28 protein-coding genes are annotated in these 26,028 nt (G+C 66.6%); 18 read left to right on the top strand and 10 right to left on the bottom strand.

All coding sequences use genetic code 11. The annotated features are described in order from the left end of the window. Nucleotides 1-6 precede the first annotated feature (6 nt). Nucleotides 7-1,122: a TIR domain-containing protein gene (locus ACQY80_RS08000; protein ID WP_428685337.1), complete on the top strand. Its 1,116-nt coding sequence runs from the start codon at nt 7-9 to the stop codon at nt 1,120-1,122. A gap of 4 nt (nt 1,123-1,126) precedes the next feature. Next, the gene (locus tag ACQY80_RS07995; RefSeq protein ID WP_428685335.1) at nt 1,127-1,696 is read left to right on the top strand and encodes a Slp family lipoprotein; all 570 of its coding nucleotides are present in this window, start codon (nt 1,127-1,129) and stop codon (nt 1,694-1,696) included. Between the two features lie 171 nt (nt 1,697-1,867). Here ACQY80_RS07995 and ACQY80_RS07990 read toward each other — a convergent pair whose 3' ends face one another. Further along, nucleotides 1,868-2,377, bottom strand: a complete 510-nt coding sequence (locus ACQY80_RS07990; protein WP_428685792.1) for a DUF4402 domain-containing protein — start codon at nt 2,375-2,377, stop codon at nt 1,868-1,870. A 102-nt stretch (nt 2,378-2,479) separates the two neighbouring features. Here ACQY80_RS07990 and ACQY80_RS07985 point away from each other — a divergent pair, with 102 nt between their 5' ends. The 5 genes from ACQY80_RS07985 (at nt 2,480) to ACQY80_RS07965 (ending at nt 8,137) form a co-directional block, all read left to right on the top strand. Next, a complete protein-coding gene (locus ACQY80_RS07985; protein ID WP_428685333.1) occupies nt 2,480-3,547 on the top strand; it encodes a type III polyketide synthase in 1,068 nt (355 codons plus the stop codon). Next, a complete protein-coding gene (locus tag ACQY80_RS07980; RefSeq protein ID WP_428685331.1) occupies nt 3,544-4,257 on the top strand; it encodes a methyltransferase domain-containing protein in 714 nt (237 codons plus the stop codon). The genes ACQY80_RS07985 and ACQY80_RS07980 overlap by 4 nt, the downstream gene beginning before the upstream one ends. A 7-nt stretch (nt 4,258-4,264) precedes the next feature. Continuing rightward, a complete protein-coding gene (locus ACQY80_RS07975) occupies nt 4,265-5,368 on the top strand; it encodes an NAD(P)/FAD-dependent oxidoreductase (RefSeq protein ID WP_428685329.1) in 1,104 nt (367 codons plus the stop codon). A gap of 87 nt (nt 5,369-5,455) precedes the next feature. Continuing rightward, entirely contained in the window at nt 5,456-5,863 is a 408-nt protein-coding gene (gene msrB, locus ACQY80_RS07970; protein WP_428685327.1) for a peptide-methionine (R)-S-oxide reductase MsrB, read from the top strand. A gap of 168 nt (nt 5,864-6,031) precedes the next feature. Continuing rightward, the gene (locus ACQY80_RS07965) at nt 6,032-8,137 is read left to right on the top strand and encodes a transglycosylase domain-containing protein (RefSeq protein ID WP_428685790.1); all 2,106 of its coding nucleotides are present in this window, start codon (nt 6,032-6,034) and stop codon (nt 8,135-8,137) included. On the opposite strand, the gene ACQY80_RS07960 is transcribed toward ACQY80_RS07965, so the two are convergent. From ACQY80_RS07960 to ACQY80_RS07950, 3 genes are read right to left on the bottom strand one after another with little or no spacing between them, the layout of a single operon-like run. Further along, nucleotides 8,134-8,859, bottom strand: a complete 726-nt coding sequence (locus tag ACQY80_RS07960) for a M48 family metallopeptidase (RefSeq protein ID WP_428685325.1) — start codon at nt 8,857-8,859, stop codon at nt 8,134-8,136. The genes ACQY80_RS07965 and ACQY80_RS07960 overlap by 4 nt on opposite strands. Next, nucleotides 8,840-9,292, bottom strand: coding sequence for a YcgN family cysteine cluster protein (locus tag ACQY80_RS07955; RefSeq protein ID WP_428685324.1), 453 nt, complete (start codon nt 9,290-9,292; stop codon nt 8,840-8,842). The genes ACQY80_RS07960 and ACQY80_RS07955 overlap by 20 nt, the downstream gene beginning before the upstream one ends. After that, nucleotides 9,280-9,939, bottom strand: a complete 660-nt coding sequence (locus tag ACQY80_RS07950; protein WP_428685322.1) for an SCO family protein — start codon at nt 9,937-9,939, stop codon at nt 9,280-9,282. The genes ACQY80_RS07955 and ACQY80_RS07950 overlap by 13 nt, the downstream gene beginning before the upstream one ends. A gap of 79 nt (nt 9,940-10,018) precedes the next feature. Between ACQY80_RS07950 and ACQY80_RS07945 the strand changes: the two genes are divergently transcribed. Genes ACQY80_RS07945 through ACQY80_RS07930 form a run of 4 tightly spaced genes read left to right on the top strand, consistent with a single transcriptional unit; the run spans nt 10,019 to nt 13,022 of the window. Further along, nucleotides 10,019-10,642, top strand: coding sequence for an ankyrin repeat domain-containing protein (locus ACQY80_RS07945; RefSeq protein WP_428685320.1), 624 nt, complete (start codon nt 10,019-10,021; stop codon nt 10,640-10,642). Between the two features lie 55 nt (nt 10,643-10,697). Next, complete coding sequence (ribB, locus tag ACQY80_RS07940; RefSeq protein ID WP_428685318.1) at nt 10,698-11,975, top strand: 3,4-dihydroxy-2-butanone-4-phosphate synthase; 1,278 nt, start codon at nt 10,698-10,700, stop codon at nt 11,973-11,975. Then, the gene (ribH, locus tag ACQY80_RS07935) at nt 11,975-12,400 is read left to right on the top strand and encodes a 6,7-dimethyl-8-ribityllumazine synthase (RefSeq protein WP_428685316.1); all 426 of its coding nucleotides are present in this window, start codon (nt 11,975-11,977) and stop codon (nt 12,398-12,400) included. Before ribB ends, ribH begins: the two co-directional genes overlap by 1 nt. Next, entirely contained in the window at nt 12,393-13,022 is a 630-nt protein-coding gene (locus ACQY80_RS07930; protein ID WP_428685314.1) for a hypothetical protein, read from the top strand. The genes ribH and ACQY80_RS07930 overlap by 8 nt, the downstream gene beginning before the upstream one ends. A gap of 32 nt (nt 13,023-13,054) precedes the next feature. Here the strand turns inward: ACQY80_RS07930 and ACQY80_RS07925 are convergent, their stop codons facing one another. Further along, on the bottom strand, nt 13,055-14,140 hold the full coding sequence (locus tag ACQY80_RS07925) for an alkene reductase (protein ID WP_428685312.1): 1,086 nt from the start codon (nt 14,138-14,140) through the stop codon (nt 13,055-13,057). 113 nt (nt 14,141-14,253) lie between these two features. Between ACQY80_RS07925 and ACQY80_RS07920 the strand changes: the two genes are divergently transcribed. The 6 genes from ACQY80_RS07920 (at nt 14,254) to ACQY80_RS07895 (ending at nt 19,103) form a co-directional block, all read left to right on the top strand. Then, on the top strand, nt 14,254-15,165 hold the full coding sequence (locus tag ACQY80_RS07920; RefSeq protein WP_428685310.1) for a DMT family transporter: 912 nt from the start codon (nt 14,254-14,256) through the stop codon (nt 15,163-15,165). Beyond that, nucleotides 15,165-15,836: a COQ9 family protein gene (locus ACQY80_RS07915; protein WP_428685308.1), complete on the top strand. Its 672-nt coding sequence runs from the start codon at nt 15,165-15,167 to the stop codon at nt 15,834-15,836. Before ACQY80_RS07920 ends, ACQY80_RS07915 begins: the two co-directional genes overlap by 1 nt. Before the next feature lie 66 nt (nt 15,837-15,902). Beyond that, nucleotides 15,903-16,154: a FeoA family protein gene (locus ACQY80_RS07910; protein ID WP_428685306.1), complete on the top strand. Its 252-nt coding sequence runs from the start codon at nt 15,903-15,905 to the stop codon at nt 16,152-16,154. Continuing rightward, the gene (gene feoB / locus ACQY80_RS07905) at nt 16,151-18,010 is read left to right on the top strand and encodes a ferrous iron transporter B (RefSeq protein ID WP_428685304.1); all 1,860 of its coding nucleotides are present in this window, start codon (nt 16,151-16,153) and stop codon (nt 18,008-18,010) included. The genes ACQY80_RS07910 and feoB overlap by 4 nt, the downstream gene beginning before the upstream one ends. A gap of 32 nt (nt 18,011-18,042) precedes the next feature. Beyond that, nucleotides 18,043-18,603 (top strand): single-stranded DNA-binding protein, encoded by a 561-nt coding sequence (ssb, locus tag ACQY80_RS07900; RefSeq protein WP_428685302.1) that lies wholly within the window; start codon nt 18,043-18,045, stop codon nt 18,601-18,603. 29 nt (nt 18,604-18,632) lie between these two features. Further along, nucleotides 18,633-19,103: an MmcB family DNA repair protein gene (locus tag ACQY80_RS07895; RefSeq protein ID WP_428685300.1), complete on the top strand. Its 471-nt coding sequence runs from the start codon at nt 18,633-18,635 to the stop codon at nt 19,101-19,103. A 25-nt stretch (nt 19,104-19,128) separates the two neighbouring features. Here the strand turns inward: ACQY80_RS07895 and ACQY80_RS07890 are convergent, their stop codons facing one another. The 5 genes from ACQY80_RS07890 to ACQY80_RS07870 form a co-directional block, all read right to left on the bottom strand. After that, nucleotides 19,129-19,746 (bottom strand): riboflavin synthase, encoded by a 618-nt coding sequence (locus tag ACQY80_RS07890; protein WP_428685298.1) that lies wholly within the window; start codon nt 19,744-19,746, stop codon nt 19,129-19,131. Between the two features lie 8 nt (nt 19,747-19,754). Beyond that, nucleotides 19,755-20,699, bottom strand: a complete 945-nt coding sequence (ribD, locus tag ACQY80_RS07885) for a bifunctional diaminohydroxyphosphoribosylaminopyrimidine deaminase/5-amino-6-(5-phosphoribosylamino)uracil reductase RibD (protein ID WP_428685788.1) — start codon at nt 20,697-20,699, stop codon at nt 19,755-19,757. Between the two features lie 29 nt (nt 20,700-20,728). Next, the gene (locus tag ACQY80_RS07880) at nt 20,729-21,202 is read right to left on the bottom strand and encodes a hypothetical protein (protein ID WP_428685296.1); all 474 of its coding nucleotides are present in this window, start codon (nt 21,200-21,202) and stop codon (nt 20,729-20,731) included. A gap of 297 nt (nt 21,203-21,499) precedes the next feature. Next, nucleotides 21,500-21,901, bottom strand: coding sequence for an acyl-CoA thioesterase (locus ACQY80_RS07875; protein ID WP_428685294.1), 402 nt, complete (start codon nt 21,899-21,901; stop codon nt 21,500-21,502). 67 nt (nt 21,902-21,968) lie between these two features. After that, nucleotides 21,969-23,795 carry an aminopeptidase P family protein gene (locus ACQY80_RS07870; RefSeq protein ID WP_428685292.1) on the bottom strand — a complete coding sequence of 609 codons (1,827 nt, stop codon included), beginning with the start codon at nt 23,793-23,795 and terminating at the stop codon, nt 21,969-21,971. Nucleotides 23,796-23,862: 67 nt separating this feature from the next. Here ACQY80_RS07870 and ACQY80_RS07865 point away from each other — a divergent pair, with 67 nt between their 5' ends. Then, nucleotides 23,863-26,025 carry a S9 family peptidase gene (locus ACQY80_RS07865; RefSeq protein WP_428685290.1) on the top strand — a complete coding sequence of 721 codons (2,163 nt, stop codon included), beginning with the start codon at nt 23,863-23,865 and terminating at the stop codon, nt 26,023-26,025. Nucleotides 26,026-26,028: the final 3 nt, after the last annotated feature.

Below are 26,028 nucleotides of genomic sequence, written 5' to 3'. Positions count from 1 at the left end.
TGACAGATGGAAGAAGCGAAGCGTCCGACACTGTTCGTCAGCCACCATTCGAGCAAATATGAGGTCGCGCTGCACGTCGAGAAGGCGTTGGCGCGGCACGGCGTCGATTGCTGGATCGCGCCGCGCGATGTCGGCCCGGGCGACGCGTTCGATACCGCGATCATGAAGGCGATCCGCGATAGCGCGGGTGTCCTCCTTCTCTTTTGCAGCCAGTCGGACAAGAGCCCGCATGTGAAGCGCGAGCTGATCCTGGCCGACAGCGCGCACAAGGCGATCATACCCTTGCGGCTCGAAGAGATCGTCCCCGACGATCTCGCCTATCATCTCGCCAGCGCGCAATGGATCGACTGGCTGGAAAAGCGCGACGATTCGATCGCGCGCATCGCCGCGAAAGCGCACCAGCTCGCCGGGCTGACGCCCGCCGCGACCACCGCGGCCGTCGCAATCGCGCCCGACGCAACGGCTGCCGCCGACAATTTGCACGCCGCTATCTTGACGCAGGCGTCCGGACCCGCAACCCCGGCGCCCGGCGGCGGGATGGTCAAAACGCTGGTGATCGGAGCGCTGCTGATCGCGGTCGCGGTGCTCGGCGCGATGCTGTTCATGCGCGGTGGCGACGAAAAAGCTGCACTGGCCGAGGCGCCCACACAGACCGCCGTGTCGGCCAATCCCGACGCCGCGACGACGCCGGCGGTCGCAAGCGAAGCGCCGACGAGTAGCATGACGCCGGCCACGGCGACCCCTTTGCCCGCTGCGGCTGCGTCCACCGAAACGGCGCCCCCGGTCGCCGAGGGCGCTCCTGCCGCCCCGCCGCGCGCGAAAATCCCGCCGACCTTCAACTGCGACAAGGCCGGCACCCATGCCGAAAAGCTGATCTGCTCGAGCGACGAGCTCGCCTCGCTCGACCGCGAAATGGCGCGCGCCTATCGCCAGCTCTCCGGAGTCGCGGTGAAGCGGCGCGAATTGCTGCAGACCGAGCAGAGCCGCTGGCGGTTGTCGGTGCGCGACGGTTGTCCCGACGAGGCGTGCATGTCCCGCGTGATGCGCCAGCGCATCATGATACTCGACGAGCGGCGTACCGAGACCCTGCAGAACCGGGCGGCGGGCGCCGCGGCCGAGTGAGGCGTTGATACTGCTCCGGCGGCACAAGGGCGGCCTGTTGCTGTCGGCGGCGCTGATGGCGTCGTCCCCGGCCGTCGCGGCATCGCCCGAAGAGGACGCCCGGGTCGCGAGCGAGCTTGGGATATTGATGACGCCGCCGGGCGCGGCGCTGACCCCCGACGACGCGACCGATGCGAAGCAGATCGGTCAGCGCATCCGCTGGGCCGGCGGCGTCCATAGCATCAGCCCGTCGGAGCGCGGCGTGTGCCTGACGATCCTCTACGCGCGCAGCGGCGAATATGGCGAGCCGCAGTGGACGCCCGATCCGACCTATCAGACCTTCGTCGCCTGCACCGACGGCGCCTATGATCCCCAGCTGGTGCAGGCGCATACGAACGTGACGATCATCGGCACCGTTACCGGCAAGCGTTATATCGGCATGGGCGGCGGCGGAAGCGAAGGCCCGGTCGTGACGATCGAACGCTTGTATCGCTGGTCGGACTGCCTTGCCGGCGACGACAGTCCGGCGTGCCGAACGGGGTTTCTGGAACCGGCGGCGACCGTCGATGAGTCCGACGCGAAAAGCGACGATTGACGCGCGTTGTCGATAGCGGCTTTCGACCGATTGGTGCTAATATGATCCCCGGCGAAAGCCGGGGCCCACAGCAGCACAACGCCAGCTTTGCGCCGGAATTTCCCAGGCCCCGGCTTTCGCCGGGGATCACAAAGGGCACGTCAGCTTCCCGCCCCAAAGCGAACGCACACCCTATTGATACTCCACCGTCACCGGAATGCGGCCGCGATAGTCGCCGCCCGAAGTGCCATTCACTTGCAGCCGGCCGCCGAAGCGGAAGACGAGGCGGCCGTCGGAGCCGAGGCGCGGCGCGGCGCCGAGGTCGGTGGCGAGGCCGGTGACGCGCGCGGTGCCGCCGCTGCCGCTTTCCAGATCGACCGAAACGGGCAGGAAGACGCGGACTTCGGCGCCGGGCTCTCCGCTGACGGTAACCGTGCCGGTCACCGCAAAACCGCCGAGATCGCGAACGTCGCCGCGCACGCGGCGGGCGCCGGTGACGGGGTCGATCTCGACCTCGCCGCCGCCGGCACCGGTGGCGACGCGGCCCATGTCGAGCTGGGTTTCGATATCGATGCGAAGCGGCGTTTCGGCCTTGCGGTTCGTCCCGATCGTTCCGCCGTCCTGCTTGCCGCAGAGCATGCACTGCGCCGATGCCGCCGACGGGGCGACAAGGCACAGGAAAATCAGGGATAAAAGGCGCATCTTCACGAACGCCTCCATAGCCGCTTTGTGGTTAATCCGCAGTAAAGCCGCTGGCGCGCTTATCGGCTGGCGGTGCCGCCCCTTTTCGGTCAAACCAGCGCGATGATCAGCCCCGTTCTCCCCCGGCTCAACGCACTCGCGACAGCGGTGCCCGGGCACGACATCCATCAGGCCTTCATCGACTGGGCCGCGGCGCGACTGACCGACGAGCGTATCCGCGCGCTCTTTGCGCGCATGGCTACGCGCTCGGGAATCGACCACCGCTGGTCGGTATTGCCCCCGACGTCCGCTGGCGGATCGCCGGTTGCCCCCGGCGGCTTCTACGACACGCCCGGTCTGCCGCCGACGTCGGCACGAATGACCGCTTATGCCGATCATGCGCCCGACCTGGCGCTGCAGGCGATCGCCAAGCTGGGCGATGCGTTCGATGCGCCGCGGATCACGCACATCGTCGTCGCGAGTTGCACCGGCTTCGTCGCGCCGGGGATCGATCAGATTCTCGCGCGGCGGCTGGGCCTCTCTCCCACGGTCGAGCGCGTGCTGATCGGCTTCATGGGTTGCTACGCTGGAGTCACCGCGCTGCGCACGGCGCGGCATATCGTGCGATCCGAGCCCGATGCCGTCGCGCTCGTTGTCAGCGTCGAGCTGTCGACGCTGCATCTCAGCCTTGCCGACGAACCCGAACCGCTGCTGGCGATGCTGCAGTTCAGCGATGGCGCGGCGGCGGGGATCGTCTCGTCCGACGGGCACGGCCTTGTGCTCGGCGAAGGGCGGAGCCTCGCGCTCGAGGACAGCGGCGAGCTCATCCGCTGGACGATCGGCGACAAGGGGTTCGAAATGATCCTGTCCGGCGAAGTGCCCGGGCGCCTGCGCGAAGCACTGGCGGCGCCGGCGGTTCGCAGGACATTGTTCGGGGACGGCACCCCGCCCGAACTGCTCGCGGTCCATGCCGGCGGGCGGTCGGTCCTCGACGCGGTCGAACATGCGCTCGCGGCGCCGCCCGAGGCGTTGGCCGACAGCCGGTCGGTGCTCGCGCGCTTCGGCAACATGTCGTCGGCGACGATATTGTTCGTGCTCGCAGAGATGATGGCGCGCGGTGCGACGGGGCAGGGGGTTGCCATCGCCTTCGGCCCTGGCCTCGCCGCCGAGGCGATCCGGTTTACGGCATGAATCCCTTCGCCAGCCTCGCCGTGCCGATCGCGCGCGAGGAGGAGATGGACGCCGCCGAGCTGGCGCCCGCGCGTTATGCAAAGGTTCTGGCCGACCTGTCGCGGATCAACGGCCTGACCCTCGCGCGGCGGCCGACGATCGGCTTTCTGGAGCGCGTCCGTGCGCGCGGTGTCGGTACAAGGCCCTGGCGTATCCTCGACGTCGGATTCGGCGCCGGCGACATGCTGCTGGCCGTCGCGCGCTGGGGCGAGGCGAGAGGCGTCGCGCTCGATCTGGTCGGGGTCGACCTCAATCCGAAGAGCGCGCCGGTCGCCGACGCCAAACTGGGCGGCCGCGCGCGGCTGATCACCGGCGATTACCGCGATCTGGCGGGGCAGGGGTGGGACATCGTCCTTTCGAGCCTCGTCACCCACCATATGACATCGACGCAGCGCAGCGAGTTTCTGTGTTTCATGGAGAGCGAATGCGCGCGCGGCTGGCTGGTCAACGACCTCCACCGCCAGCGACTTCCTTTCGCGGGCTATCCGCTACTCGCAAGCCTCGCCTTCGTCGATCCGATCGTCCGCCGCGACGGGCAATTGTCGGTCGGGCGCAGTTTCCGCCGCGCCGAGTGGCAGGCGATGCTCGCCGACGCGCTGCCCGAAACCGCCTCCGAGTGCCGGATTTTTCGCAGCTTTCCCTACCGCCTCTGCGTCGAGCGCATCCGGTGACCGCGGGATGACCGGATCCGACGCCATCGTCGTCGGCGCCGGACCTGCCGGATCGGCGACGGCGATCGGACTGGCACGGGCGGGCGCGAAGGTGCTGCTGCTCGAACGCGCACGCGAGACCGGCGATGCACTGTGCGGCGGATTTCTGAGCTGGCAGACGCTCGCGCGGCTCGACGCGCTGGGCATCGACCGCGCTGCGCTCGGCGGGCAGCGCGTGACGCACGTCCGGCTGTTCGCAGGCACCCGGCGAAGCGAGACGGCGTTACCCGGCGAAGCGATGGGCGTATCGCGCCGCCGCCTCGACGGCCTGCTGCAAGCGGAAGCGGTGGCAGCGGGCGCAGCGCTGGAGCGCGGCGTTCACGCGACAGCGCTGGAAGGCGGCTCGGTGCAGACACGTGACGGCGTAGCGTTGGCGGCGGCATCGACCTTCCTGGCTGCGGGCAAACACGGCTTTCGCGGTTTTGCACGCGACCCCGCCGAATGGCAGCGCGGCGATCCCGTCATGGGCCTGCGGCTGCGCCTTCCCGCGCATCCATCGCTGGACCGGCTCGTCGGCGAAGCCGTCGAACTGCACCTGTTCGATCGCGGCTATGCCGGGCTGGTGCGGCAGGAAGATGGTGACGGCAATCTCTGCCTTGCGGTTCACAAGTCGCGGCTCGACGAAGCCGATGGCGATCCGGCTGCGCTGCTCCGGACGCTCGGCGACCGGATGCCGCATCTTGGCGAGCGGCTCGCCTGCGCCGACTGGAGCCGCACGATCGATGCGATCGGTCATGTGCCCTATGGCTGGCGAGCGAGCGATACCGCGCCGGGCCTTTTCAAGCTCGGCGATCAGGCCGGCGTCATCCCCTCGCTGGCGGGTGAAGGCATGGGGCTGGCACTGGCGAGCGCCGACGGCGCGGTGCGGGCATGGCGTCACGGCGGTGCGGGCGCGGCGCCGGCCTTTCAGCAAGCCCTTGCGGACCGGATGGGCAGGCCCTTCGCCTTTGCCAATCTGATCTGGCGGATGGGCGAAGACCCCCGCGCAGCCGGGCCGATGACAATCATGGCGTCACTTTTCCCGTCCTTGGTGCAAATGGCCTCTGGCGCGACGCGCATCGACGCCCGCTGACCGCATGCCCCTTGCGGGCCGGCCGGTTCCGACCGATATTATGGGCAACATCGATGCGCCCGATGGGCCATCTGCAGGAGATCCTCCATGACCGATCCGAAAACCGAAAAGACCCTCGACCCGATGGCCCACCATGTGCTGCGCGAAGGCGGCACCGAGCGGGCTTTCACGGGCAAATATACCGACCATAAGGGTGACGGCACCTATCGCTGCGCCGGCTGCGGCGAGCCTTTGTTCGACAGCCGCACCAAATATGACAGCGGGTCGGGCTGGCCGAGCTACACCGCGCCAGCCGGCGACGCGTCGGTGAGCGAGCATCATGACATGAGCCATGGCATGATCCGTACCGAAGTGCGCTGCGCGAAGTGCGAAGGCCATCTCGGCCATGTTTTCCCCGACGGCCCCGGACCGACGGGGCTGCGTTACTGCATCAACAGCGCGGCGCTTGACTTCGCCGAGCGCGGGCAGGATGAGGCGAAACCCGGCGAGGGTTAACCAACCCGGCCGGCGCTGAGCATCAGGGGCGAAGCGAGGGAAGGAATACGGGCTTTGCGCCGCGAACGACAGCAGGCATCGGCAGGTAAATCGACATCGTCCGGAAACGGCGGCAGTAAGGGCAGCGGCAAAGGCAGCGGCTCTTCCGCTCCGCCGTCGCGGTTCCGTATCTGGCTCCGGCGGCTGTTCCGCTGGGGCCTCGGCCTGTCCTTCGTCGGGCTGGTCGCGATCGCCGTCGCAGTCGGCATCGCGGTGCAGCGCATTCCGAGCTTCGAGGAACTGAAGAAATCGCCCGCCGGCCAGACGATCCGCGTCCACGCCGCCGACGGCACGGTGTTCCTGTCATTAGGCCCCAATTACGGCCGTTGGCTGACGCTGAACGAAACCCCGCAGGTGATGCAGGACGCGATGGTCGCGGTCGAGGACCGCCGCTTCCGCTATCACCCCGGCGTCGACCCGGTAGGCATGAGCCGCGCCGCGGTGTTCGCGGTCCAGCATTATGGCACCGGGCGCCGCATGCAGGGCGCCTCGACGATCACGCAGCAGCTTGCGCGCAACATCTTCCTGTCGAACAGCTACACCTGGACGCGCAAGGCGCGCGAAATGGTGCTCGCGGTCGCGCTCGAGTGGAAATTCTCGAAGGACGAGCTGCTCGAGCTTTATCTCAACAAGGTCTATTTCGGCGGCGGCAGCTATGGCATCGACGCCGCCTCGCGGCGCTTTTTCGGCCATAGCGCGACGCAGATGTCGCTGTCCGAGGCGGCCGTCGTCGCCGGTCTCGTCAAGGCGCCGTCGCGCTATTCGCCCACCGCCGACGCCCAGGCCGCGCTCGGCCGCGCGGGCGTCGTGCTCGACACGATGGTCGACGGCGGCTTCATCACCCGCAGTCAGGCCGACAGCGCCGAACCCGCGAACGTCCAGCTCGCGCAGGAAACCGGACAGAATAGCGCGCGCTATTTCAGCGACTGGGCGCTGCCGCAGCTCGACATGCTGATCGACGAAGGCAGCGAAGCGCTCGATGTCTACACGACGATCGATCTCAATATGCAGCGTGCGGCGACGGCGGCGATTCAGGCCGACACGCCGAAGGGCGTGCAGGCGGCGCTTGTGTCGATCGACCGCGACGGCGCAGTGCGCGCGATGGTCGGCGGCACCGATTATGTGACCTCGAACTACAACCGCGCGACGCAGGCGCTGCGCCAGCCGGGATCGGCGTGGAAGCTGTTCGTCTATATGGCCGCGCTCGAAGCCGGGCATAAGGTCGACGAACAGGTGGTCGACGAGCCCGTGACGATCAACGGCTGGTCGCCGCGCAACTCGTCGGGGCGTTTCTCGGGCCCGATCAGCTTGCGCACCGCCTTTGCCTATTCGATCAACACCGTCGCGGCGAAGCTGGGCGACGAAGTCGGCTTCTCGTCGGTGGCAAACATGGCGCGCCGTTTCGGCATTACGACCCCGATCAACACGCACCCGTCGATGGTGCTCGGCAGCGCCGAAGTCCGCGTGATCGACATGACCGCCGCCTTTGCCGCGGTCGCGCGCAAGGGCGTGTCGGCGCAGCCCTATGGCATCACCAAGGTGACGACCGCCGACGGCCGCCTGCTCTATCAGCGTCCCGCCGAGCGCGGGCAGGTGCTGGTCGACAATTGGGTCGCGGCGGGCATTACCGACCTGCTACAGACCGCGGTCGCGACCGGCACCGGCCGCGCCGCGCAGATCGGCCGCCCGGTCGCGGGCAAGACCGGTACGACGTCGAGCAACAAGGACGGCTGGTTCCTGGGCTTTTCCAGCGGGCTGACCACCGGCGTGTGGATGGGCCGCGACGATGCGAAGCCCGTCGGCGGGCTGCAGGGCGGACATGCGCCGGCCAAGGCCTTTGCCGACTATATGCGCGTCGCCGTTGCCGGACGCCCGGTCGAAGCCTTCGACACCGACGTCAAGCTGCCCGAATGGCAGCTGGAGGACGAGAATGACGCCTATCTGGGTGAGCCCGGACAGGAAGGGCTGACCGACGACAATGGCATGCCGATCGAGCTGCCCTATGACAGTCGGCCGCCCCAGCAGCCCGAAGAGGTGCAGCCGCAACAGGATGGCGGCCCGGTGCTCAACCAGCAGTGGATCGAGGAGCAGACGGGCCGGCGCCCGGCGCCGGACAATGGCGCAGCGCCGAAATCCGCACCGCAGGCGAAGATCATCCCGGTGCCCGCGCCCAAGGCTCCACAGCCCGCGCAAAAGGGACAGCCACCCCGCGCGCCGAATGGCGACGGCAATTAGGTGAAGCGATAGCGGTGCAGCCCGCGCCCTTCGCGGCGCAGCCAGGCGCGCGCCATGCCGACGTCGCTGTCGTGAAGCGTATCGACGAGCGCGTGGAAGGCGGGGCTATGGTCCATATGCTGCAGATGCGCGACCTCGTGCGCGACGGTCGCACGGCGGACATGGTTAGGCGCCATCACCAACCGCCAGCTGTAACGCAGATCGCCGTCGTGAGTGCAGCTGCCCCAGCGGCTGCGCGGGTCGCCGACGCCGACGCGGCCCACGCGAAGCCCGGCGCGGTCCGCGATCTCACGGCTTTCGCGCTCCATGATCGCCAGCGCCTCGGCCTTCAGCCAGCGCTCGATCCGGCGTCCGACGGTTTCGGCCGGACCGCCCACGACCAGCGCGTCGTCCGCCAGCCGCACCGCGCGCGGCGCGGCGGGGCTCCATTCGATCCGGCGGGGTACCCCGAACAGCGGCACCGTCGCGCCCGGCGCGACGAGCACAGGCGCGTCGGCCTTGCCGACCTGCGCGGCGAGCCAGTCCTGCTGCTCGCTCGCCCATTTGAGCGCCCGCGCGGCGCTCGCCCGGCGCGGCAGGGTAAGGCGCAGCTCGCCGCGCGCACCGTCGAAGATCAGCTTGTAACGTCGCGACTGGGCGTGATGAACCAGCCGCACCGGCCAGCTCGTGTCGCCGACCCGGATCTGCGGCCGGTCGTCGGGACTATACGACGCGTTCGACAAGATGATTCTCCAGCGGCCCGGCCATATCCTCGGCCACCGTCCAGCCGACGATCGACTCGCCGACGCGATGGACCGCATCGCGGTCGCCGCAGACGAGATAATGCCAGCGCGGCAGCGGCTCATCCTCCGCGCGGAGGCGATAGGCGCAGGTCTGCGGCAGCCATTCGATGTCGGCGACCTTCGCCTTGGTCAGCGTCAGGCAATCGGGAACGTGGCGGCGGCGATGCTTGTAATCGCCGCAGCGCGCGGTCGACAGGTCGAGCAGGCGGCACGCGACGTTGGTCGGATAGATGCGGCCCGTATCCTCATCCTCCAGCTTGTGGAGGCAGCATTTGCCGCAGCCGTCGCACAGCGCTTCCCATTGCCCAGCGTCGAGGGTGGCAAGCGGCGCTTCCCAGAAGGGCTGCGCCTTCGTCACGGTCATTTCACCCATTTCGCCAGATCGGCCGCGACCTTGTCGGGCGCGCCCTCGTCGGGCGCGCCCTCGTCGGCGTCCGTCGACGGATCGTCGAGCGGCAGCAGCGCGAGCGGCTTGCCGGCGGGGTCCATCAGGAAGGCAAGCTGGCTGTGCGCCATCAGATAGCGGTCGGGCGCCGAGCCCGGCACCTTGTTGTAGATAACGACATAGGCCTTGGCGACCGCCGCAATCTGTTCGGGTGTGCCGGTCAGGCCGATCAGCCGCGGATGGTAGCGGCTGACGAAGGGTTTGAGCGCGGCTGGCGTGTCGCGCTCTGGATCGACGGTAATGAACATCGGCGCGATCTTCGCCCCGCGCGCCGGATCGCTTTTCTCGAACGCCGCAAGGCCGCGCATCAGCTTTTGCAGGTCGACCGGGCAGATGTCGGGGCAATAGCTGTAGCCGAAATAGACGAGGCGATATTTGCCCGCGAAGTCGGTATCGCGCACCGTCTTGCCATCCTGGTCGGTCAGCGTGAACGGTCCGCCGATCTTCGCGCCGGCAAGCGGCGGGGTCGCGGTAGCTGTGTCCGAAGACGCATTGCACGCCGCAAGCATCCCCGTCATCAGCAGGACAAGACTTGAACGGGCCAGCTTTCGCCCCATGTTTGCGATATTCATCATAGGGCCAGCCTTGATCGGCTAGCCGCCGAAAATCAACCTTTGTCGTGACGACGACGTAATTTGCGAGGGGTCGCCCACCATGTTCCGACGTGCGGAAATCCGCTTTGCCGCCCTGACCCTGTTGACCGCTGTCGCGGCGGGGTCACTCATTCCCTCGCCGGCCCTTGCCCAGTTCCGCGGTTCCTATTCCTTCATTTCGGCGGTGCAGAGTCGCGACGGGACCAAGGCGACCGACGCGCTGAAGGACGATCCGTCCTACGTTAACGCCCGCAACCCCGACACCGGCGAGACCGCGCTGATCATCGTCGCCAAACGGCGCGACACGACCTGGCTGCGTTTCCTGATCGGCAAGGACGCCGATCCTTCGATCGCCGACCGACAGGGGGTGACCCCGTTGATGCACTGCGCGCTCATCAATTTCCCCGAAGGCGCAGAAGAACTGATCGCGGCCAAGGCGCCGGTCGACCAGACGAACCGGCGCGGCGAGACGGCGCTGATCCTCGCGGTGCAGGCCAAGAATGCCGCGATGGTGCGCCTGCTTGTGAAAAATGGTGCAAACCCGGACAAGGCCGACCATGTCGCGGGCATGTCGGCACGCGACTATGCCAAGCGTGACGACCGCACCGGCCAGTTCACCGCGCTACTCGACGCGAAAGCTGATGGTACGGTACGCGACGCGGGCACGATTTTCGGACCCAAGTAACACTCAATGTGATATCCCGATTGACAATCACATTTCAGTGTGAGACGTGATTGCCATGTCCACACAGCTCCTCGACCGTATCCGCGCCATCGTCGAAGACGGGACCATGTCCCGTTCGGGACTGGCGCGCGCCGCGGGCCTTCACGCCAACAGCCTTCGTGACCTCGATTCCGAGGGCTGGAACCCCACCGCCGACACGCTGCGCAAGCTGGAAAACTGGCTCGCGCACGGCAGCGACCTGTCGCCGATGGCCACCCCCGAAGAGATCATCGCCGAGGCCCGCAACGGCCGCATGTTCATCCTCGTCGATGACGAGGACCGCGAAAATGAAGGCGATCTGGTCATCCCCGCGCAGATGGCCACCCCCGATGCGATCAATTTCATGGCGACGCACGGCCGCGGCCTCGTCTGCCTGACGCTCACCAAATCGCGCGTCGACACGCTCGGGCTCGAGCTGATGAGCCGCAACAACGGCACCCGGCACGAAACCGCCTTCACCACCTCGATCGAGGCGCGCGAGGGCGTCACCACCGGCATTTCGGCGGGCGACCGCGCCCGCACCGTCGCGGTCGCGATCGATGCGGGCAAGAGCCGCGACGACATCGTCACCCCCGGTCACATTTTCCCGCTGATCGCCCGCGATGGTGGCGTGCTCGTGCGTGCCGGCCATACCGAAGCGTCGGTCGACATCGCGCGCCTCGCGGGGCTCAACCCCTCGGGCGTGATCTGCGAGATCATGAACGACGACGGCACGATGGCGCGGCTCGACGACCTCATCCCCTTCGCGCGGCGCCACGGGCTGAAGATCGGCACGATCGCCGACCTGATCGCCTATCGCAACCGCAGCGACCGGCTGGTCGAATGCGTCGCCGACGAACCGTTCGAATCGGACTATGGCGGCGACTGGCGCCTCAAATCCTATCGCAACAAGATCGACGGCAGCGTCAATCTGGTGCTGCAGAAGGGGCCGGTCGATCCCGAAGGCGTCACGCTGGTCCGCATGCACGCCGTGTCGATCTTCGACGATATCATGGGCCGCCCCGGCCCGAAGAAGCGCCGCCTGCAGCGGTCGATGGACGCGATCGGCGAGGCCGGCAGCGGCGTCATCGTCATGCTGATGCGCCCGCTTCCCGGCTCGGCCGATGCCGAAGCGGCTCCGGCACCGAGCGGCGGCATGGACCTTCGCACATACGGGATCGGTGCGCAGATTCTCGCCGACCTTGGCGTCCATGCGATGGAACTGCTTACCCCCACCCACAGCAATATCGTCGGCCTTGAAGGCTATGGCCTCTCGGTCGTCGGCGAACGCCCCATCCCCGGAGAGACCGAATAATGGCGCACGTCCTGATCGTCGAAGCCCGTTTCTACAGCCACCTCAACGACATGCTGATCGACGGCGTGCAGAGCGCGCTGGAGGCCGAAGGGCATAGCCACGAGGTCGTGACCGTCCCCGGCGCGCTCGAAGTGCCGGCGGCGATCTCGCTCGCCGCCGACAGCGGCCGCTATGACGCCTATGTCGCGCTCGGCGTGGTGATCCGCGGCGAAACCTATCATTTCGAAGTCGTCTCGAACGAGAGCGCGCGCGGCATCATGGCGCTGACGCTCGACGGGCTGGCGATCGGCAACGGCATCCTCACGGTCGAAAATGAAGAACAGGCGCTTGCGCGCGCCGACAAGACGCGCAAGGATAAGGGCGGCGAAGCGGCAAAGGCCGCGCTCGCGATGCTGGCCCTGAAGGAACAATTCGGCATTGGTTGATCGACCACCTCCCAGCCGCTACTCCGTCGTCGAACGCGGCGGGCGGCTGGTGGTGATCGACAAGGACACCGGGCAGACGCCGCCGAGCGCGGCCGAGCGCATGGCCGCCTATGACCGCCGAATGGGGCATGAGCCCGTCCAGCCCGCGGCCCGCAGCCTTCCGCAGGACATATCGGCGCCGGTCGCCGAGCCCCTCGAACTTGCCGTGGTAGCCCCTGCCCGCCCCGCGAACGATCGCATGGCGGCGGCGGTCGCGGCGATGAATCGCAAGCAGCCGTGGAAAGAAGCGGCGCGGAGGCCCGGGGCGACCGACTCGCCCGCGCGGCTCGCCCCGCAATCGCAGCCGCAGCGTCAGGCCGGCGGACGCAAGACGATCGTCACCGCCAAATGGTGGGATGCCAAGGGACCGCGAACGATCGAACTCGGTCCCAAGGGCCAGCAGACATTGAGCGGCGGGTTCATGACTATGGTCTTCGTCGCGCTGATTGCGGCGACCGTGACCCTGTTCATCGCGCCGATCCTGCTTTTTGCGGCCGCCTTCCTGATCTTCCGCTTCGGCGGCAAGATACTGGGACCGATCGGCGCCGGCATCATCGACAAGGCGATCGCCGAACGAAACTGACCGGGCGGCATGAAACCGCCCGGCCGATCTGCTTATGCGGGCACCAGCGCCGGATAGTCGGTGTAACCCTCGGCGCCCGGCGAATACCAGGTCTGCGGATTGTCGGCCGACCATTCGGCACCGTTCCGGATCCGCTCGACAAGGTCGGGATTGCCGATGAACGGCCGACCGAAGGCAACCGCGTCGGCAAGGCCGCTGGCCAGCGCCTCTTCGGCGAGCGCGACGGTGTAATCGCTGTTGAGGATCAGCGGCCCCTTGAACGCCTGACGGATCGCCGGCGACTGCTTGGGAACATCGGTCTTGCCGAACGTGCCGTCGGGGCCGGGTTCGCGCAGTTCGAGGAAACCGATGCCCAGCGTGTCGAGCGCAGCGGCGGCAGCCGTGAACAGCGGCTGGGGATTGCTGTCGTCGACACCCTGCGAATTGCCGTTGGGCGACAGACGCACCGACACGCGGCCCGCACCCCAGACGCCGATCAGCGCCTCGGTCACTTCGCGAAGCAGCCGGATACGGTTTTCGACCGGGCCGCCATAATCATCGTCGCGCAGGTTCGAATTGTCGCGCAGGAACTGGTCGATCAGATAGCCATTGGCGCCGTGCAGCTGAATGCCGTCAAAGCCGGCCTTCTTCGCATTTTCGGCCGCCTTGACGTAATCGCCGATCAGGCGCGGGATCTCGTTCAGTTCGAGCGGGCGGGCGACCTCGAGATCGCGGCGGCCGACCGGTGTATGCGCCCGGCCCTCGCCCTGCGTCGCCGAAGCCGAGACCGGCTGCTTGCCATCGTTGAACACCGAATGGACGAGGCGGCCCATGTGCCAGAGCTGCGCGACGATGCGTCCGCCTGCTGCGTGGACGGCTTCGGTCACGGGCTTCCAGCCCTCGACCTGCGCGTCGGTCCACAGGCCCGGAGCGCTCGGCCAGCCGAGGCCTTCCTGCGAGATGCCGGTGGCCTCGGAGATGATCAGGCCCGCCGACGCACGCTGGCGATAATAGTCGCGCGCGAGTTCGTTGGGGACGAAACCCGGCCCCGCCCGGCCGCGCGTCAGCGGCGCCATGATGATACGGTTCGGCGCCTCGATGGCACCCAGCTTGATCGGGTCGAAGAGTGATGCGGCCATGAATTTCCACCTTTCACTTTTATCCGCGACGCCTTGGCCGGTCGTCGCTATGGCCCGCGAAGCTATGGATGCCGCGGCGCCGACACAATGGTGGGTAGCAAAAGAAAATCTAAATGACAGCCAAGATCGAAAGCCTCGACGACGCGACCGGCACCGGCTTGCAGACCGGCCGCTGGGCGTTCGCGGCGCTGCTCGGCGGCAATCTCTCGCTGTCGCTGACCGCGATGGTCGTACGCTTCGCCGACACCGGGCCGATGGCGGTCGGGGTATGGCGACTGACGCTGGCGCTGCCGGTGCTGCTGGTCCTGATGCGGCGCGAGACCGGCGGACGCCTGCCGTCGCGGCGCGCGCTGTGGATCGCGCTCGGCGCGGGCGCTTTTTTCGCGCTCGACCTTGCCGCCTGGCATATCGGCATCCTCCAGACCAAGGTCGCCAATGCGACATTGTTCGGCAACAGCGCCAGCCTGTTGCTCGTCATTTGGGGCATCATGCTGTCGCGCACGCTGCCACGCGACTGGCAAGCTGTCGCCATTCTGCTCGCCTTTGCGGGGTCGGCGCTGCTGATGGGGCAAAGCTATGAGGCGTCGTCGGCCTATCTGGTCGGCGATCTCCTCAGCCTGCTCGCCGGCGCGCTTTACACCGGCTATGTGCTGATGATGCAGCGCGTGCGCGGCGAGATCGGCCCCTGGTCGGCGCTCGCCCTTTCGTCGGCTGCGGGCATTCCGATCCTCCTCGGCATCGCAATCGCGCTCGGCGAGACGATCATGCCGCAAAATTGGACCCCGCTGATCGTTCTGGCCGTCATGAGCCAGATCGTCGGGCAGGGGTTGCTTATCTGGGCGCTGCCCCGCTTTTCGCCGCTCGTCATCGGGCTGACGCTGCTCGTCCAGCCGGTTGTCGCGGCGGTCGCGGGATGGCTGATCTTCCATGAGACGCTGAGCCCGCTCGAGATATTCGGCGGTGCGCTGGTCGCGGCGGCGCTCGTGCTGATTCGGTTGCCGAGTCGCGCGGCGCGGCCTATCTGATGGCCATGGCCCAGACCCTGCCCGCCGATCCGACGCTCGACGAGATTCGCGCCGCGCTTGCCCCGCTGATCGCGGCGACGGCCGCATTTGACGGTTTCAGCAACGAAGCGCTCGCCGGCGCCGCCGCGCAGCTCGGCGTCGATGACGATGTCGCGAGGCTGGCCTTTCCTGGCGGCGCACGCGAGATGGTCGATGCATGGTTCGCGAGCGTCGATGCCGAAATGGCCGCGCGCTGGCCCGCCGAAAAGCTGGCGACGCTCAAGATTCGCGAGCGGATCACGACGCTCGTCGAAACGCGGATCGACCTGCTCGCACCGAACCGCGAATCGCTCCGCCGCGCGCTGGCTTTGCTCGCGCTGCCGACCAACGCGCCGCACGCTGCGAAGCTCGGCTGGCGTGCCGCCGACCTGATGTGGAATCTTGCGGGCGATACCGCGACCGACTTCAACCATTATAGCAAGCGTACGATCCTCGGCGCAGTCTATGGCTCGACGATGGCGGTCTTCCTGAATGACGAGAGCGAGGATTTCGCCGAAACCCGGGCTTTTCTCGCCCGCCGGATCGATCAGGTGATGCGGTTCGAAAGCTGGAAGCACCGCCGCGCGGCGCGCGGCATCGAACGACCCAGCCTGGCGCGCTTCGTCGGGCGGCTGCGCTATCCGGGCAGGTAATCATTAATTACAAAGCAGGGCTGGCGCGGCGCGAGCGATATTGATAATCGCTCGCAAATGAATGCTGTGGCGAAAACTATACTCGACGGGGCGCCGCTCGGCGTAACCGTGCGGATCGCGCGGATCGACTGGGCCGCAATGTCGGAGGATGAAGGCCGCCGCCTGCGCGAATTCGGGCTGATGGAAGGGTGCGAAATTACCCCGCGCCATCGCGGCAGCATCTTCTCGCGCGACCCGCTCGCGCTCACCATCGGGCGCATGCAGGTGATCATTCGTGCCAAGCACGCCGCGGCGATCGAAGTGGAGGCCGTGGCATGACCGCCGCCATTCCTTCGATCGCGCTCGTCGGCAATCCCAATGCCGGCAAGTCGAGCCTGTTCAACGCGCTGACCGGCGCGCGGCAGAAGATCGCCAATTATCCCGGCGTGACCGTCGAGCGGAAGGCGGGGCAGGCAAGCTTCGCCGACGGCCGCCCGATCTCGCTGATCGATCTGCCCGGCACCTACAGCCTGATCCCCGCGAGCCTCGACGAGGCGGTGACGCGCGATGTCGTGCTCGGCCGCCAGGAAGGCGAGAAGCGCCCCGACGCGCTGATCGTCGTGCTCGACGCCGCCAATCTCGACAATCATCTCTGCTTCGCACTCGAACTGCTGGCGCTCGGCCTGCCGACGGTCGTCGCGCTCAACATGCTCGACCTCGCCGAACGCGACGGGCTGACTCTCGATGCCGAGCGGCTGTCACGCGAACTCGGCGTGCCGGTGGTCCCGACCGTCGCGGTCCGCAAGCGCGGGCTGGCCGAACTGCTCACCGCGGTCGACGGCGCGATCCGGTCGCACCAGCCGCGCGAGGCGGCCCCCGCGCCGCAAAGCGATGCCGCGCTCCACCAGCGCGCCCGCGCGCTCGCCAAGGCCGCGATCCTGACCGAAACGCCCGTGCGCCGCTGGACGCAGCGCGTTGATCGCGTTGTCCTGCATCCCGTTGCCGGCCTGCTGATCCTGCTCGCGCTGATGTTCATCATGTTTCAGGCGGTCTACGCCTGGGCCGGACCGCCTGCCGATGCACTCGAAGCCGGGGTCGGCGTATTGCAGGGCTGGGTCATCGACACGCTGCCCGAGAATTTCGTTCGCGACCTGATCGTCGAGGGCCTGCTCGCGGGTGTCGGCGCGGTCGTCGTCTTCCTGCCGCAGATCCTGATCCTGTTCCTCTTCATCCTGCTGCTCGAGGCGTCGGGTTATATGACCCGCGCCGCCTTCCTGATGGACGGGCTGATGGCGAAGGTCGGCCTGTCGGGCCGCGGCTTCATTCCCCTGCTGTCGAGCTTTGCCTGTGCGGTGCCCGGAATCATGGCAACGCGCGCGATTCCCGACGAAAAGGACCGGCTGACGACGATCCTGATCGCACCGCTGATGACCTGTTCGGCGCGCCTGCCCGTCTATGCGCTGATCATCGCCGCGTTCATCCCCGATCGCACCGTTGCGGGCCTGCCCGTGGGGTTGCAGGGACTGGTGCTGTTTGGCCTCTATCTGTCGGGGATCGTCGGCGCGCTCGTTGTCGCCTTCGTCCTGCGGCGGACCATCGCCAAGGGCAATGCGGCGGGCTTCATGATGGAAATGCCGCGTTACCAGATGCCGCAGTGGCGCGACCTTGCGCTCGGCCTGTGGCAGCGCGCGTGGATATTCCTGCGCCGCGCCGGCACGATCATCGCGATGACGACGGTCGTCCTGTGGCTGCTGCTAAGCTTCCCCAAGGCGCCCGAGGGACAGAGCCAGGTCGAATATAGCGTCGCCGGCCGCATCGCGAGCGGCCTTGAAGTCATCGTCAAGCCGATCGGCTTCAATCACGACATCGCGCTCGCGCTGATCCCCGCGATGGCGGCGCGCGAGGTCGCGGTGTCGGCGATGGCGACCGCCAATGCGATCGACGCCAACGGCGACGAGGATGCGATGGCACAGTCGCTTGGGCAGAGGCTGCAGGGCAAATGGAGCCTCGCCACCGCGCTCGCTTTCCTCGCCTGGTTCGTCTTCGCACCGCAGTGCATTTCGACGATCGCAATCACCCGCCGCGAGACCAATGGGTGGAAATGGCCAATGTTCATGGTTGGCTATTTGTTCCTGCTCGCCTATGCCGCTGCTGGTATCACTTACTGGACAGCCGTCGCCTTTGGCCTAGGCTGATCCTCCCAACTTTTGAGCGGAGCGGAGCGGCGATGGCTGGCAGCGTCAACAAGGTAATTCTCATCGGCAACCTCGGCGCCGATCCTGAAATCAAGTCGTTCCAGAACGGCGGCAAGATCGCCAATATCCGCATCGCAACCTCCGAACAGTGGAAGGACCGGATGTCGGGCGAGCGCAAGGAGCGCACCGAATGGCACAATGTCGTCATCAATGGCGACGGGCTGGTCGGCGTCGTCGAGCGCTACCTGAAAAAGGGCTCGAAGGTTTACATCGAGGGCAGCCTGCGCACCCGCAAATGGCAGGACCGCGACGGCAACGACAAATATACGACCGAGATCGTGATCGCCGGCATGGGTGGCACGCTCACCATGCTCGACGGCGCGCCCGGCGGTGGTGGCGGTTCGCGCGGCGGCGGCGACAGCTGGTCGCAGGGCGGCGGATCGAGCGGCGGCTGGGATCAGGGCGGCGGTGGCTCCTCGGGTGGCGGCGGCTCGGGCGGCGGCTGGAACCAGGGTGGCGGCGGCAGCTCGGGCGGCAGCGGTGGCGGACGCCCGCCGTTCGACGACGATCTGGACGACGACGTTCCGTTCTGAAGGTCTGGCCGTTCTGAGGTCTTTGAGCAATGGCGACTGACCTGCTGACCGCCGCGGACGTCGCGCGCGGCGTATGCCGGCTGTTCGCGCAACAGGGGCTGGTCGCGATCCCCGAGGTGACGCTGCCCAACGGGCGGCGCACCGACCTCACCGCGATCGACGCGAAGGGCAATATCACGATCGTCGAGATCAAGGTCAGCCGCGCCGACCTGCACGGCGACGGCAAATGGCCCGACTATTGCGACTGGTGCGACCGCTTCTATTGGGCGCTCGCGGCCGGGCTCGACCCCTCTATCCTCGAAACCGAGGACTATCGCCCCGAAACCTCGGGACTGATCATTGCCGACCGCTATGGCGCGGCGGTAGTGCGCGAAGCCGCAAGCTGCAACCTGGCGCCCGCCCGGCGCAAGGCCGAACTGCTGCGCGTCGGCCGGCTGGCGATGCGGCGGTCGATGTTGGCCGCCGACCCTGAACTGGCGGCGAGCTGGATCGAAGGGTAGCGACCGCTGCAGGCAGCGACGGAAGTTATGCCCCGCGCGCCTGCATCCGCGCCAAATAGCGCGCGAGAATATCGATCTCGAGATTGACCGGGCGCCCGGCAGCCGCCTCGTTCAGCGTCGTCATCTCCTGCGTGTGCGGGATGATGTTGAGCGTGAAATGCGCGCTGCCGCCGGGCTGGTCGGTCACTTCGTTGACGGTGAGCGAGATGCCGTCGACGGTGATCGAGCCCTTCGCGGCGATATGCGGCGCCAGCTCGGCGGGCGCCTCGACCGTCACCTTGATGCTGTCGCCGACGGGCTCGACCGCGACGATGCGGCCCACCGCGTCGACATGACCAGTGACGATGTGCCCGCCCAGCTCGTCGCCGATCTTGAGCGCGCGTTCGAGGTTGAGGCGGCGTCCGGCATCCCACATCCCCGCCGCGGTGCGCGCGAGCGTCTCGCCGCTCGCATCGATCGCAAACCAGTGGCCGTCAGCATCGGCACCCTTATCGACGACGGTCAGGCACGCGCCCGAGCAGGCGATCGAGGCGCCGAGGTCGATCGTCCCGGTGTCATAGACGGTACCGATGACGAGCCGCGTATCGCCGCGATCCTCGCGGCTGCGGATGGTGCCGATATCGGTGATAATGCCGGTGAACATGGGTCGCTTTATCCTTCTCTGACGCGCTCGTAGACGTCGAGCCGGTCGCTGCCAAGCCGGCGGGTGTCGGCGAGACGCCAGCGGCCATGTGCGGCCGCCAGATCGGTGAGCCCGATGTCGCCGAGCGCCGGACGACCGCCGCCGATCAAGACCGGCGCGCGGTAGAGCAGAAGCCTGTCGACGCGGTCGGCGGCGAGGAAAGCCGACGCCGCACCGGCGCCGCCCTCGACCAGCACCGAATCGACATCATCGATGGCTTGCGGAGAGGCAACGGCGGTCCAGCCATCAGGCGCCGCGCCCGACGTCAGCAACAATTTCTTCGGGCTGCGATCCTCAAGGCCTAGGAGGCGCACGTCGAGTTTCGGAGCATCGGCGTCGAGCGTTCCGCGGCCGACGAGGATCGCCTGATGCATGGCCCTTTCGAGATGGCCGTGCGCCCGCGCGCGGTCACCTGTGATCCAGCGGCTCGATCCGTCGGCCATCGCGATGCAGCCGTCGAGCGAGGTCGCGAGCTTCAGCGTTACGAACGGGCGCCCAAGGGTCTGCCGCGTCCACCACGGCACCATTGCCGCGCGCGCCTCGGCGGGCAGGACATGGACGACAACCTCGATCCCGGCCGCCTGCAACCGCAATATTCCGGCGCCGTCGGTGCGGGGATCGGGATCCTGCGCGGCGATCACCACACGCGCGACGCCCGCCTCGATCAGCGAATCGGTGCATGCGGGCCCGCGCGGGCTGGCGTGGGCACAGGGCTCGAGGCTGACATAGGCGGTCGCGCCGCGCGACGCATCGCCTGCGGCGGCGAGCGCCATCGCCTCGGCATGCGGCCGGCCCCCGGGCTGGGTCCAGCCGCGCGCGACGACCCGGTCATCCTTGACCAGCAGGCAGCCGACGTTGGGATTGGGAGCCGAGGCCGGACGGCCGCGCCGCGCCAGCGCGATGGCAACCGCCATCCAGTCGGCGTCGGCGGGCGGTCGCTGCATCAGGGTTTGGGATCGGCCGCTGGCGTCGCCTGCGGCCCGCGCGCGGCACGCTCGGCGAGCGTCGATCGCGTCCTGACCGGTTCGGGCTTCCTCATCGCCGCCGCAGCGCCCTCCTCGCCCAGCGCCTCGCGCGTCAGCTTGTCGGCCTCGGCCGAATCATATTCGACCCCCAGACTGTCGGCGAGCCGCTGATATTCGGCGCGAGTCTGCGCATGCTGGCGCGTCGTCTCCTTCGCGCGCGCGACCCAGTCGGCGCGAATCTCCGCCTCGCTCCGCGTCGCCTTCCAGTTTTCGAAATAGACGATCGACGGTTTCGGCTTGTCATAGGGGATCAGATATTCCGACACCCCGTGAAAGATCACCCAAGTCAGTGCGATCGCGACGCCCCAGATCGCCCAGCGATGCGGGCGCGGTGCGCGGATATAATCCCAGAAATCACCGACGCCGCCGGTGACATCCACTTTATTGAACATTCCCATGCCGCCAATTTAGGCGATCTCGCCCGATATTGCGAGCACCCGATACGCGATCGTCGATTGCGCGCGATGCACGCTGGAAACGTTCTCGATTGCAAAAAATGCAATAGCGGATGCTTATTTCGCAGTTGCAGCATTCATTGTGCAGTGCAATAACACACTTGCCTTTTAGGCATCCTCTCCCAAAAACTTTCAAAGGCCGCCTCCGGGCGGCCTTTTTTTTGGCCTTTTGCGGGAAAAGCCTAGTTTTTTGGTCGAGAAATGCGATCCGGTTCAAATCCGGAGCGTCACGAATCAGTCCTGAACCGGCATTCGCGATTCGAATCGCCGCACTTCGGCGATAAAACTGCCAGGCAACGGGGTCGGCTGCCCGCTGTCGCCATCGATATGTGCATAGCTGATCTCGATATCGGTCAACCGCTCATTTCCCCGGAAAATTCCGCAATGCAGCGTGAAGCTGGTGCGTTCGAACCGACTGATTCGCGCAGCAATCGTGATCAACTCGTCGAGCAGCGCGGGCGCATGATAGTCGATTTCGCAATGCGTCTCGCGAATGTCTGTACCATATTGGTTAAAATACACCCCAGGCTGCCCTTCACCCAAGGCCCGGAAATATTCGGTCACCCCGACATCGGCATAAATCAGATAATTGGCATTGAAGACGATGCTCTGGTTGTCGATCTCGTTGAAGCGCACGCGAATATGCTCCTGAACGCGGAAATCGGTGAGCGGGACGGCGCTGCGATGTTCGGTCATGCGCGCCTCAGGCCGCGAGCGCGGCGGGGGTGCGATCGAGCGGCGCGCAGGCGGCCTCGAGCCAGCCAAGCTCCTCGCCCGCCATGCCCGCGCCGAGCTTTTCGAACACTTCGGCGTGATAAGCGTCAAGCCAGTCGGCTTCGGCGGGCGACAGCAGCGCCACATCGACGAGGTTCTGCGCGATCGGCGCGAAGGTGATCGTCTCGAACCCCAGCATATCCTCTTCGGCGCCCGCGATGATCTGCGCCGTGACGACGACGAGATTCTCGATGCGGATGCCGAAATGGCCCGCCTTGTAATAGCCGGGCTCGTTCGAGAGGATCATGCCCGCATGCAGCGGTTCCTCGGTCCCCGCCTGCCCGCCTGCGGGCTTGGCAATGCGCTGCGGCCCTTCGTGGACCGCCAGATAGGTGCCGACGCCATGGCCGGTGCCATGGGCATAATCGACGCCGTCGGCCCACAAATACTGGCGCGCGAGAATGTCGAGCTGGCTGCCGCGCGTCCCCTTGGGGAAGCGCGCGACCGCGAGTGCGATATGGCCTTTGAGCACTTGCGTGAAGCGGCGGCGCATTTCGGCGGTCGGCGTGCCGATCGCGATCGTGCGGGTGATGTCGGTCGTGCCGTCGGCATATTGCCCGCCCGAATCGACGAGGTAGAGCGTGCCAGTCTCGATCGCACGGTTGGTGGTTTCGTCGACCTTGTAATGCGGCAGCGCGCCGTTGGGGCCCGCCGCCGAGATGGTGTCGAACGACAGATCCTTCAGCACGCCGCTGTCGTCGCGGAAGGCGCGAAGCCTGGCCGCCGCGCCGAGCTCGTCGAGTCCGCCCTGCGGCGCAACCTCTTCCATCCATTTCAGGAAGCGCGCGACCGCGACGCCGTCGCGGACATGCGCGGCGCGCGTGCCATTCAGCTCGGTGCCGTTCTTGATCGCCTTGGGCAGCACTGCGGGGTCGCGGTGACGCTCGATCTTCGCGCCTGCGGCTTCGAGTGCCGTGAAGATCGCCGCGACGGCGCGATCAGGATCGACCGCGACGCTTTTGCCCGACAGGTCGGCGAGCGCCGCCTCGAACGCGGTGCGGTCGTGGATCCGCACACTGTTGCCGAGATGCGCGCGCACCGCGTCGGTGATCTTTTCGGGCGCGATGAACAGGTCGGCGGTCGCGTCGGCATGGAGCAATGCAAAGGCCAGCCCGACTGGTGTATGGCTGACGTCGGTACCGCGGATGTTGAAGGTCCAGGCGATCGAATCGAGCGCGGTCATCACCGTCGTGTCGAGGCCCTTCGCCTTCAGCCAGTCGGCGATGATCTCGCGCTTTTCAACCGCGCTCTGCCCCGCCAGCGCGGCGTCATGGACGGTGACGACCGCTTCGCTCGGCGCGGGTTGATCGTCCCACGCAGCATCGAGCGGGTTAGGGGTCACCGCGACAAGGCTCGCACCCTTGGCGGCGAGCGCCTTCTCCAGGCTCCGCGCCCAGTCGATGCTGTGAAGCCAAGGATCATACCCCACCTTCTGCCCCGCGGTGACGTTGGCGCCGAGCCATTCGGCGACGCTCGACTGCGGCACGCCGACATAGTCGAACAGCGAACCATCGACCTGATCGCGCACCTGCACCGTATAGCGCCCGTCGACGAACACCGCGGCCTTCGTCGGCAGCACCGCCGCAGTGCCAGCCGATCCGCCGAAGCCCGTCAGCCATGCCATGCGCTGCGCATAGGCGCCGACATATTCGCTCATATGTTCGTCGCTGATCGGCACGACGAAACCATCGAGGCCGCGCGCGGCGAGTTCGGCGCGGACACGGGCGAGACGTTCTGCATGGTCGGGGGTGGACATGCGCTATTCCTTGTTCCTACATCGCAGCCATAACAGCCCGATCGGGCGACGCTGCGGGGGTTTTCTTATGCGCGCTATTTGGATGTTTCTGGCCGCAATTACCACCCCGCTTGTCGTGCCCCAAAGCGCCTTCGCCGAAGAGAAAGAGACGATATTGACCAACAGCCCCGCCCTGCCTGCCGCCCCGGTTGCCGAGAAGCGGCCGCACGAGATGACGATGCATGGCGAAACGCTGTCCGACCCGTACTTCTGGCTCCGCGACCAGAGCTATCCGGTCGTCGATGACAAGGATGTCCTCGACTATGTGAAGGCCGAGAACAGCTATTTCGACGCCGCAATGAAGCCGCATGCGAAGCTGGTCGAAACGCTGTTTCAGGAAATGAAGGGCCGGATCAAGGAAGCCGATTCGAGCGTCCCGCAAAAGGACGGCGATTGGGTTTACTGGGTCGAATATGAGGAGGGCGCCGAGTACAAGAAATGGTACCGCAAGCCCGTCGCCGGCGGCGAGCCGGTCCTGATCCTCGACGAGGTCGCGATGGCCGAGGGCAAGGAATATTTCCGCCTCGCCGAACTGTCGATCAGCCCGAACGGCAAGCTGATGGCCTATTCGTTCGACGACAATGGCTCCGAGCGTTTCGAAGCGCGCATCCGAAATCTGGAGACCGGCGAGCAACTGCCCGACGTCATTCCCGGCACCTTGTCGTCGCTCGTCTGGACCTCGGGCAATGATGCGATTCTCTATGGCTTGGCGAACGAGAACTGGCGCACCGACAATGTCCGGCTGCACAAGCTCGGCACCGCGATCGCCGACGACAAGCTGCTCTACAAGGAGGCCGACATCGGCTTCGGGGTCGGCATCGGAAAGACCGCGGCGGACAATTATATCGTGATCGCGACGGGCGATAACGAGACGAGCGAGGTCTATCTGCTCCCCGCCGACAATCCCGAAGCGAAGATGCAGCTCGTTTCGCCGCGCAAGAAGGGCCGCGAGTATAGCGTCGATGAGCGCGACGGCACGCTCTACATCCACACCAATGACGAGCATCCGAACTTCCGCATCGCGACCGCAAGCGTGAAGGATTCGGGCCAATGGGCGACGTTGATCCCGGGATCGGACCATAGCTACATCACCGGATTCTCGGTCTTCCGGGACTATTTCGTGATCGAGGCGCGCGAGGACGGGCTCGATCAGGTCGATGTCCGCAAATATGACGCGCCGCTGACCCCCGGCCGGATCAAATTTCCCGAGGCCACTTACGTTGCGGGCCTCGGCGACAATCCCGAATATCATCAGGACAAGCTCAGGCTCGACTATGAATCGATGGTCACCCCCGATACGGTCTATGACTATGATCTCGCGACCGGAAAGCTCGAGACGCTGAAGGTGCAGGAAATCCCGTCAGGTTACGACCCGACGCAATATGTAACCGAACGGGTTAACCTGCCGAGCCGCGACGGCAAGACGATGATCCCCGCTTCGCTCGTCTACAAGAAGGGCACGAAGCTCGACGGCAGCGCGCCGATGCATCTCTACGCCTATGGCTCGTACGGTTATCGCGTGCCGCCGGGCTTTTCGACGACGCGGCTCAGCCTCGTCGATCGCGGGATGATCTATGCGATCGCGCATGTCCGCGGCGGCGACGATATGGGCCGCGCCTGGTATCTCGCGGGCAAGACGACCGAGCGCAAGAATACGTTCAACGACTTCGTCGACGTCGCCAAGGGGTTGATCGCCAAAAACTATACTGCCGCAGGCAAGATCTCGGTCGAGGGCCGCTCGGCGGGCGGACAGGTGATGGGCGTGATCTATAACGAGGCGCCCGAACTGTGGGGCGCGGTGCTTGCGGGCGTGCCTTTCGTCGACGTCATCAACACGATGGTCGACGAAACGCTGCCGCTGACCCCGGGCGAATGGCCCGAATGGGGCAACCCGGTCACCGACAAGGCGGCGTTCGACTATATGCTGAGCTACAGCCCCTACGACAACATCACCGCAAAGGCCTATCCGCCGATGCTGGTTTCGGCGGGGCTCAACGATCCGCGCGTGACCTATTGGGAGCCTGCGAAATGGGTCGCCAAGCTCCGCGCGACGCGCACGAATGATGCGACCTTGCTGCTACGTACCAACATGGGCGCGGGCCACGGCGGCAAATCGGGCCGCTGGGGCGCGCTCCACGAGGATGCCGAGGAGTTCGCCTTCGTGCTGACGCAGCTTGGGGTAGAGAAATAGGGC

This window comes from Sphingopyxis sp. (assembly GCF_965279755.1).
Classification (GTDB): domain Bacteria; phylum Pseudomonadota; class Alphaproteobacteria; order Sphingomonadales; family Sphingomonadaceae; genus Sphingopyxis.
Note: the sequence above shows the minus strand (reverse complement) of the source record. Positions and strands in the feature narration are given on the sequence as shown.

Excerpts from the sequence above, each read along its gene's own strand:
- ACQY80_RS07975 (WP_428685329.1), top strand. The coding sequence starts at position 4,265 with ATGACCGGATCCGACGCCATCGTCGTCGGCGCCGGACCTGCCGGATCG.
- feoB (WP_428685304.1), top strand. The coding sequence starts at position 16,151 with ATGACCGCCGCCATTCCTTCGATCGCGCTCGTCGGCAATCCCAATGCC.
- ACQY80_RS07915 (WP_428685308.1), top strand. The coding sequence starts at position 15,165 with ATGGCCATGGCCCAGACCCTGCCCGCCGATCCGACGCTCGACGAGATT.
- ACQY80_RS07895 (WP_428685300.1), top strand. The coding sequence starts at position 18,633 with ATGGCGACTGACCTGCTGACCGCCGCGGACGTCGCGCGCGGCGTATGC.
- ACQY80_RS07870 (WP_428685292.1), bottom strand. The coding sequence starts at position 23,795 with ATGTCCACCCCCGACCATGCAGAACGTCTCGCCCGTGTCCGCGCCGAA.
- ribB (WP_428685318.1), top strand. The coding sequence starts at position 10,698 with ATGTCCACACAGCTCCTCGACCGTATCCGCGCCATCGTCGAAGACGGG.
- ACQY80_RS07890 (WP_428685298.1), bottom strand. The coding sequence starts at position 19,746 with ATGTTCACCGGCATTATCACCGATATCGGCACCATCCGCAGCCGCGAG.
- ACQY80_RS07865 (WP_428685290.1), top strand. The coding sequence starts at position 23,863 with ATGCGCGCTATTTGGATGTTTCTGGCCGCAATTACCACCCCGCTTGTC.
- ACQY80_RS07925 (WP_428685312.1), bottom strand. The coding sequence starts at position 14,140 with ATGGCCGCATCACTCTTCGACCCGATCAAGCTGGGTGCCATCGAGGCG.
- ribH (WP_428685316.1), top strand. The coding sequence starts at position 11,975 with ATGGCGCACGTCCTGATCGTCGAAGCCCGTTTCTACAGCCACCTCAAC.
- ACQY80_RS07880 (WP_428685296.1), bottom strand. The coding sequence starts at position 21,202 with ATGTTCAATAAAGTGGATGTCACCGGCGGCGTCGGTGATTTCTGGGAT.
- ACQY80_RS07985 (WP_428685333.1), top strand. The coding sequence starts at position 2,480 with ATGATCAGCCCCGTTCTCCCCCGGCTCAACGCACTCGCGACAGCGGTG.
- ACQY80_RS07950 (WP_428685322.1), bottom strand. The coding sequence starts at position 9,939 with ATGATGAATATCGCAAACATGGGGCGAAAGCTGGCCCGTTCAAGTCTT.
- ssb (WP_428685302.1), top strand. The coding sequence starts at position 18,043 with ATGGCTGGCAGCGTCAACAAGGTAATTCTCATCGGCAACCTCGGCGCC.
- ACQY80_RS08000 (WP_428685337.1), top strand. The coding sequence starts at position 7 with ATGGAAGAAGCGAAGCGTCCGACACTGTTCGTCAGCCACCATTCGAGC.
- msrB (WP_428685327.1), top strand. The coding sequence starts at position 5,456 with ATGACCGATCCGAAAACCGAAAAGACCCTCGACCCGATGGCCCACCAT.
- ACQY80_RS07980 (WP_428685331.1), top strand. The coding sequence starts at position 3,544 with ATGAATCCCTTCGCCAGCCTCGCCGTGCCGATCGCGCGCGAGGAGGAG.
- ACQY80_RS07990 (WP_428685792.1), bottom strand. The coding sequence starts at position 2,377 with ATGCGCCTTTTATCCCTGATTTTCCTGTGCCTTGTCGCCCCGTCGGCG.
- ACQY80_RS07945 (WP_428685320.1), top strand. The coding sequence starts at position 10,019 with ATGTTCCGACGTGCGGAAATCCGCTTTGCCGCCCTGACCCTGTTGACC.
- ACQY80_RS07955 (WP_428685324.1), bottom strand. The coding sequence starts at position 9,292 with ATGGGTGAAATGACCGTGACGAAGGCGCAGCCCTTCTGGGAAGCGCCG.
- ACQY80_RS07920 (WP_428685310.1), top strand. The coding sequence starts at position 14,254 with ATGACAGCCAAGATCGAAAGCCTCGACGACGCGACCGGCACCGGCTTG.
- ribD (WP_428685788.1), bottom strand. The coding sequence starts at position 20,699 with ATGGCGGTTGCCATCGCGCTGGCGCGGCGCGGCCGTCCGGCCTCGGCT.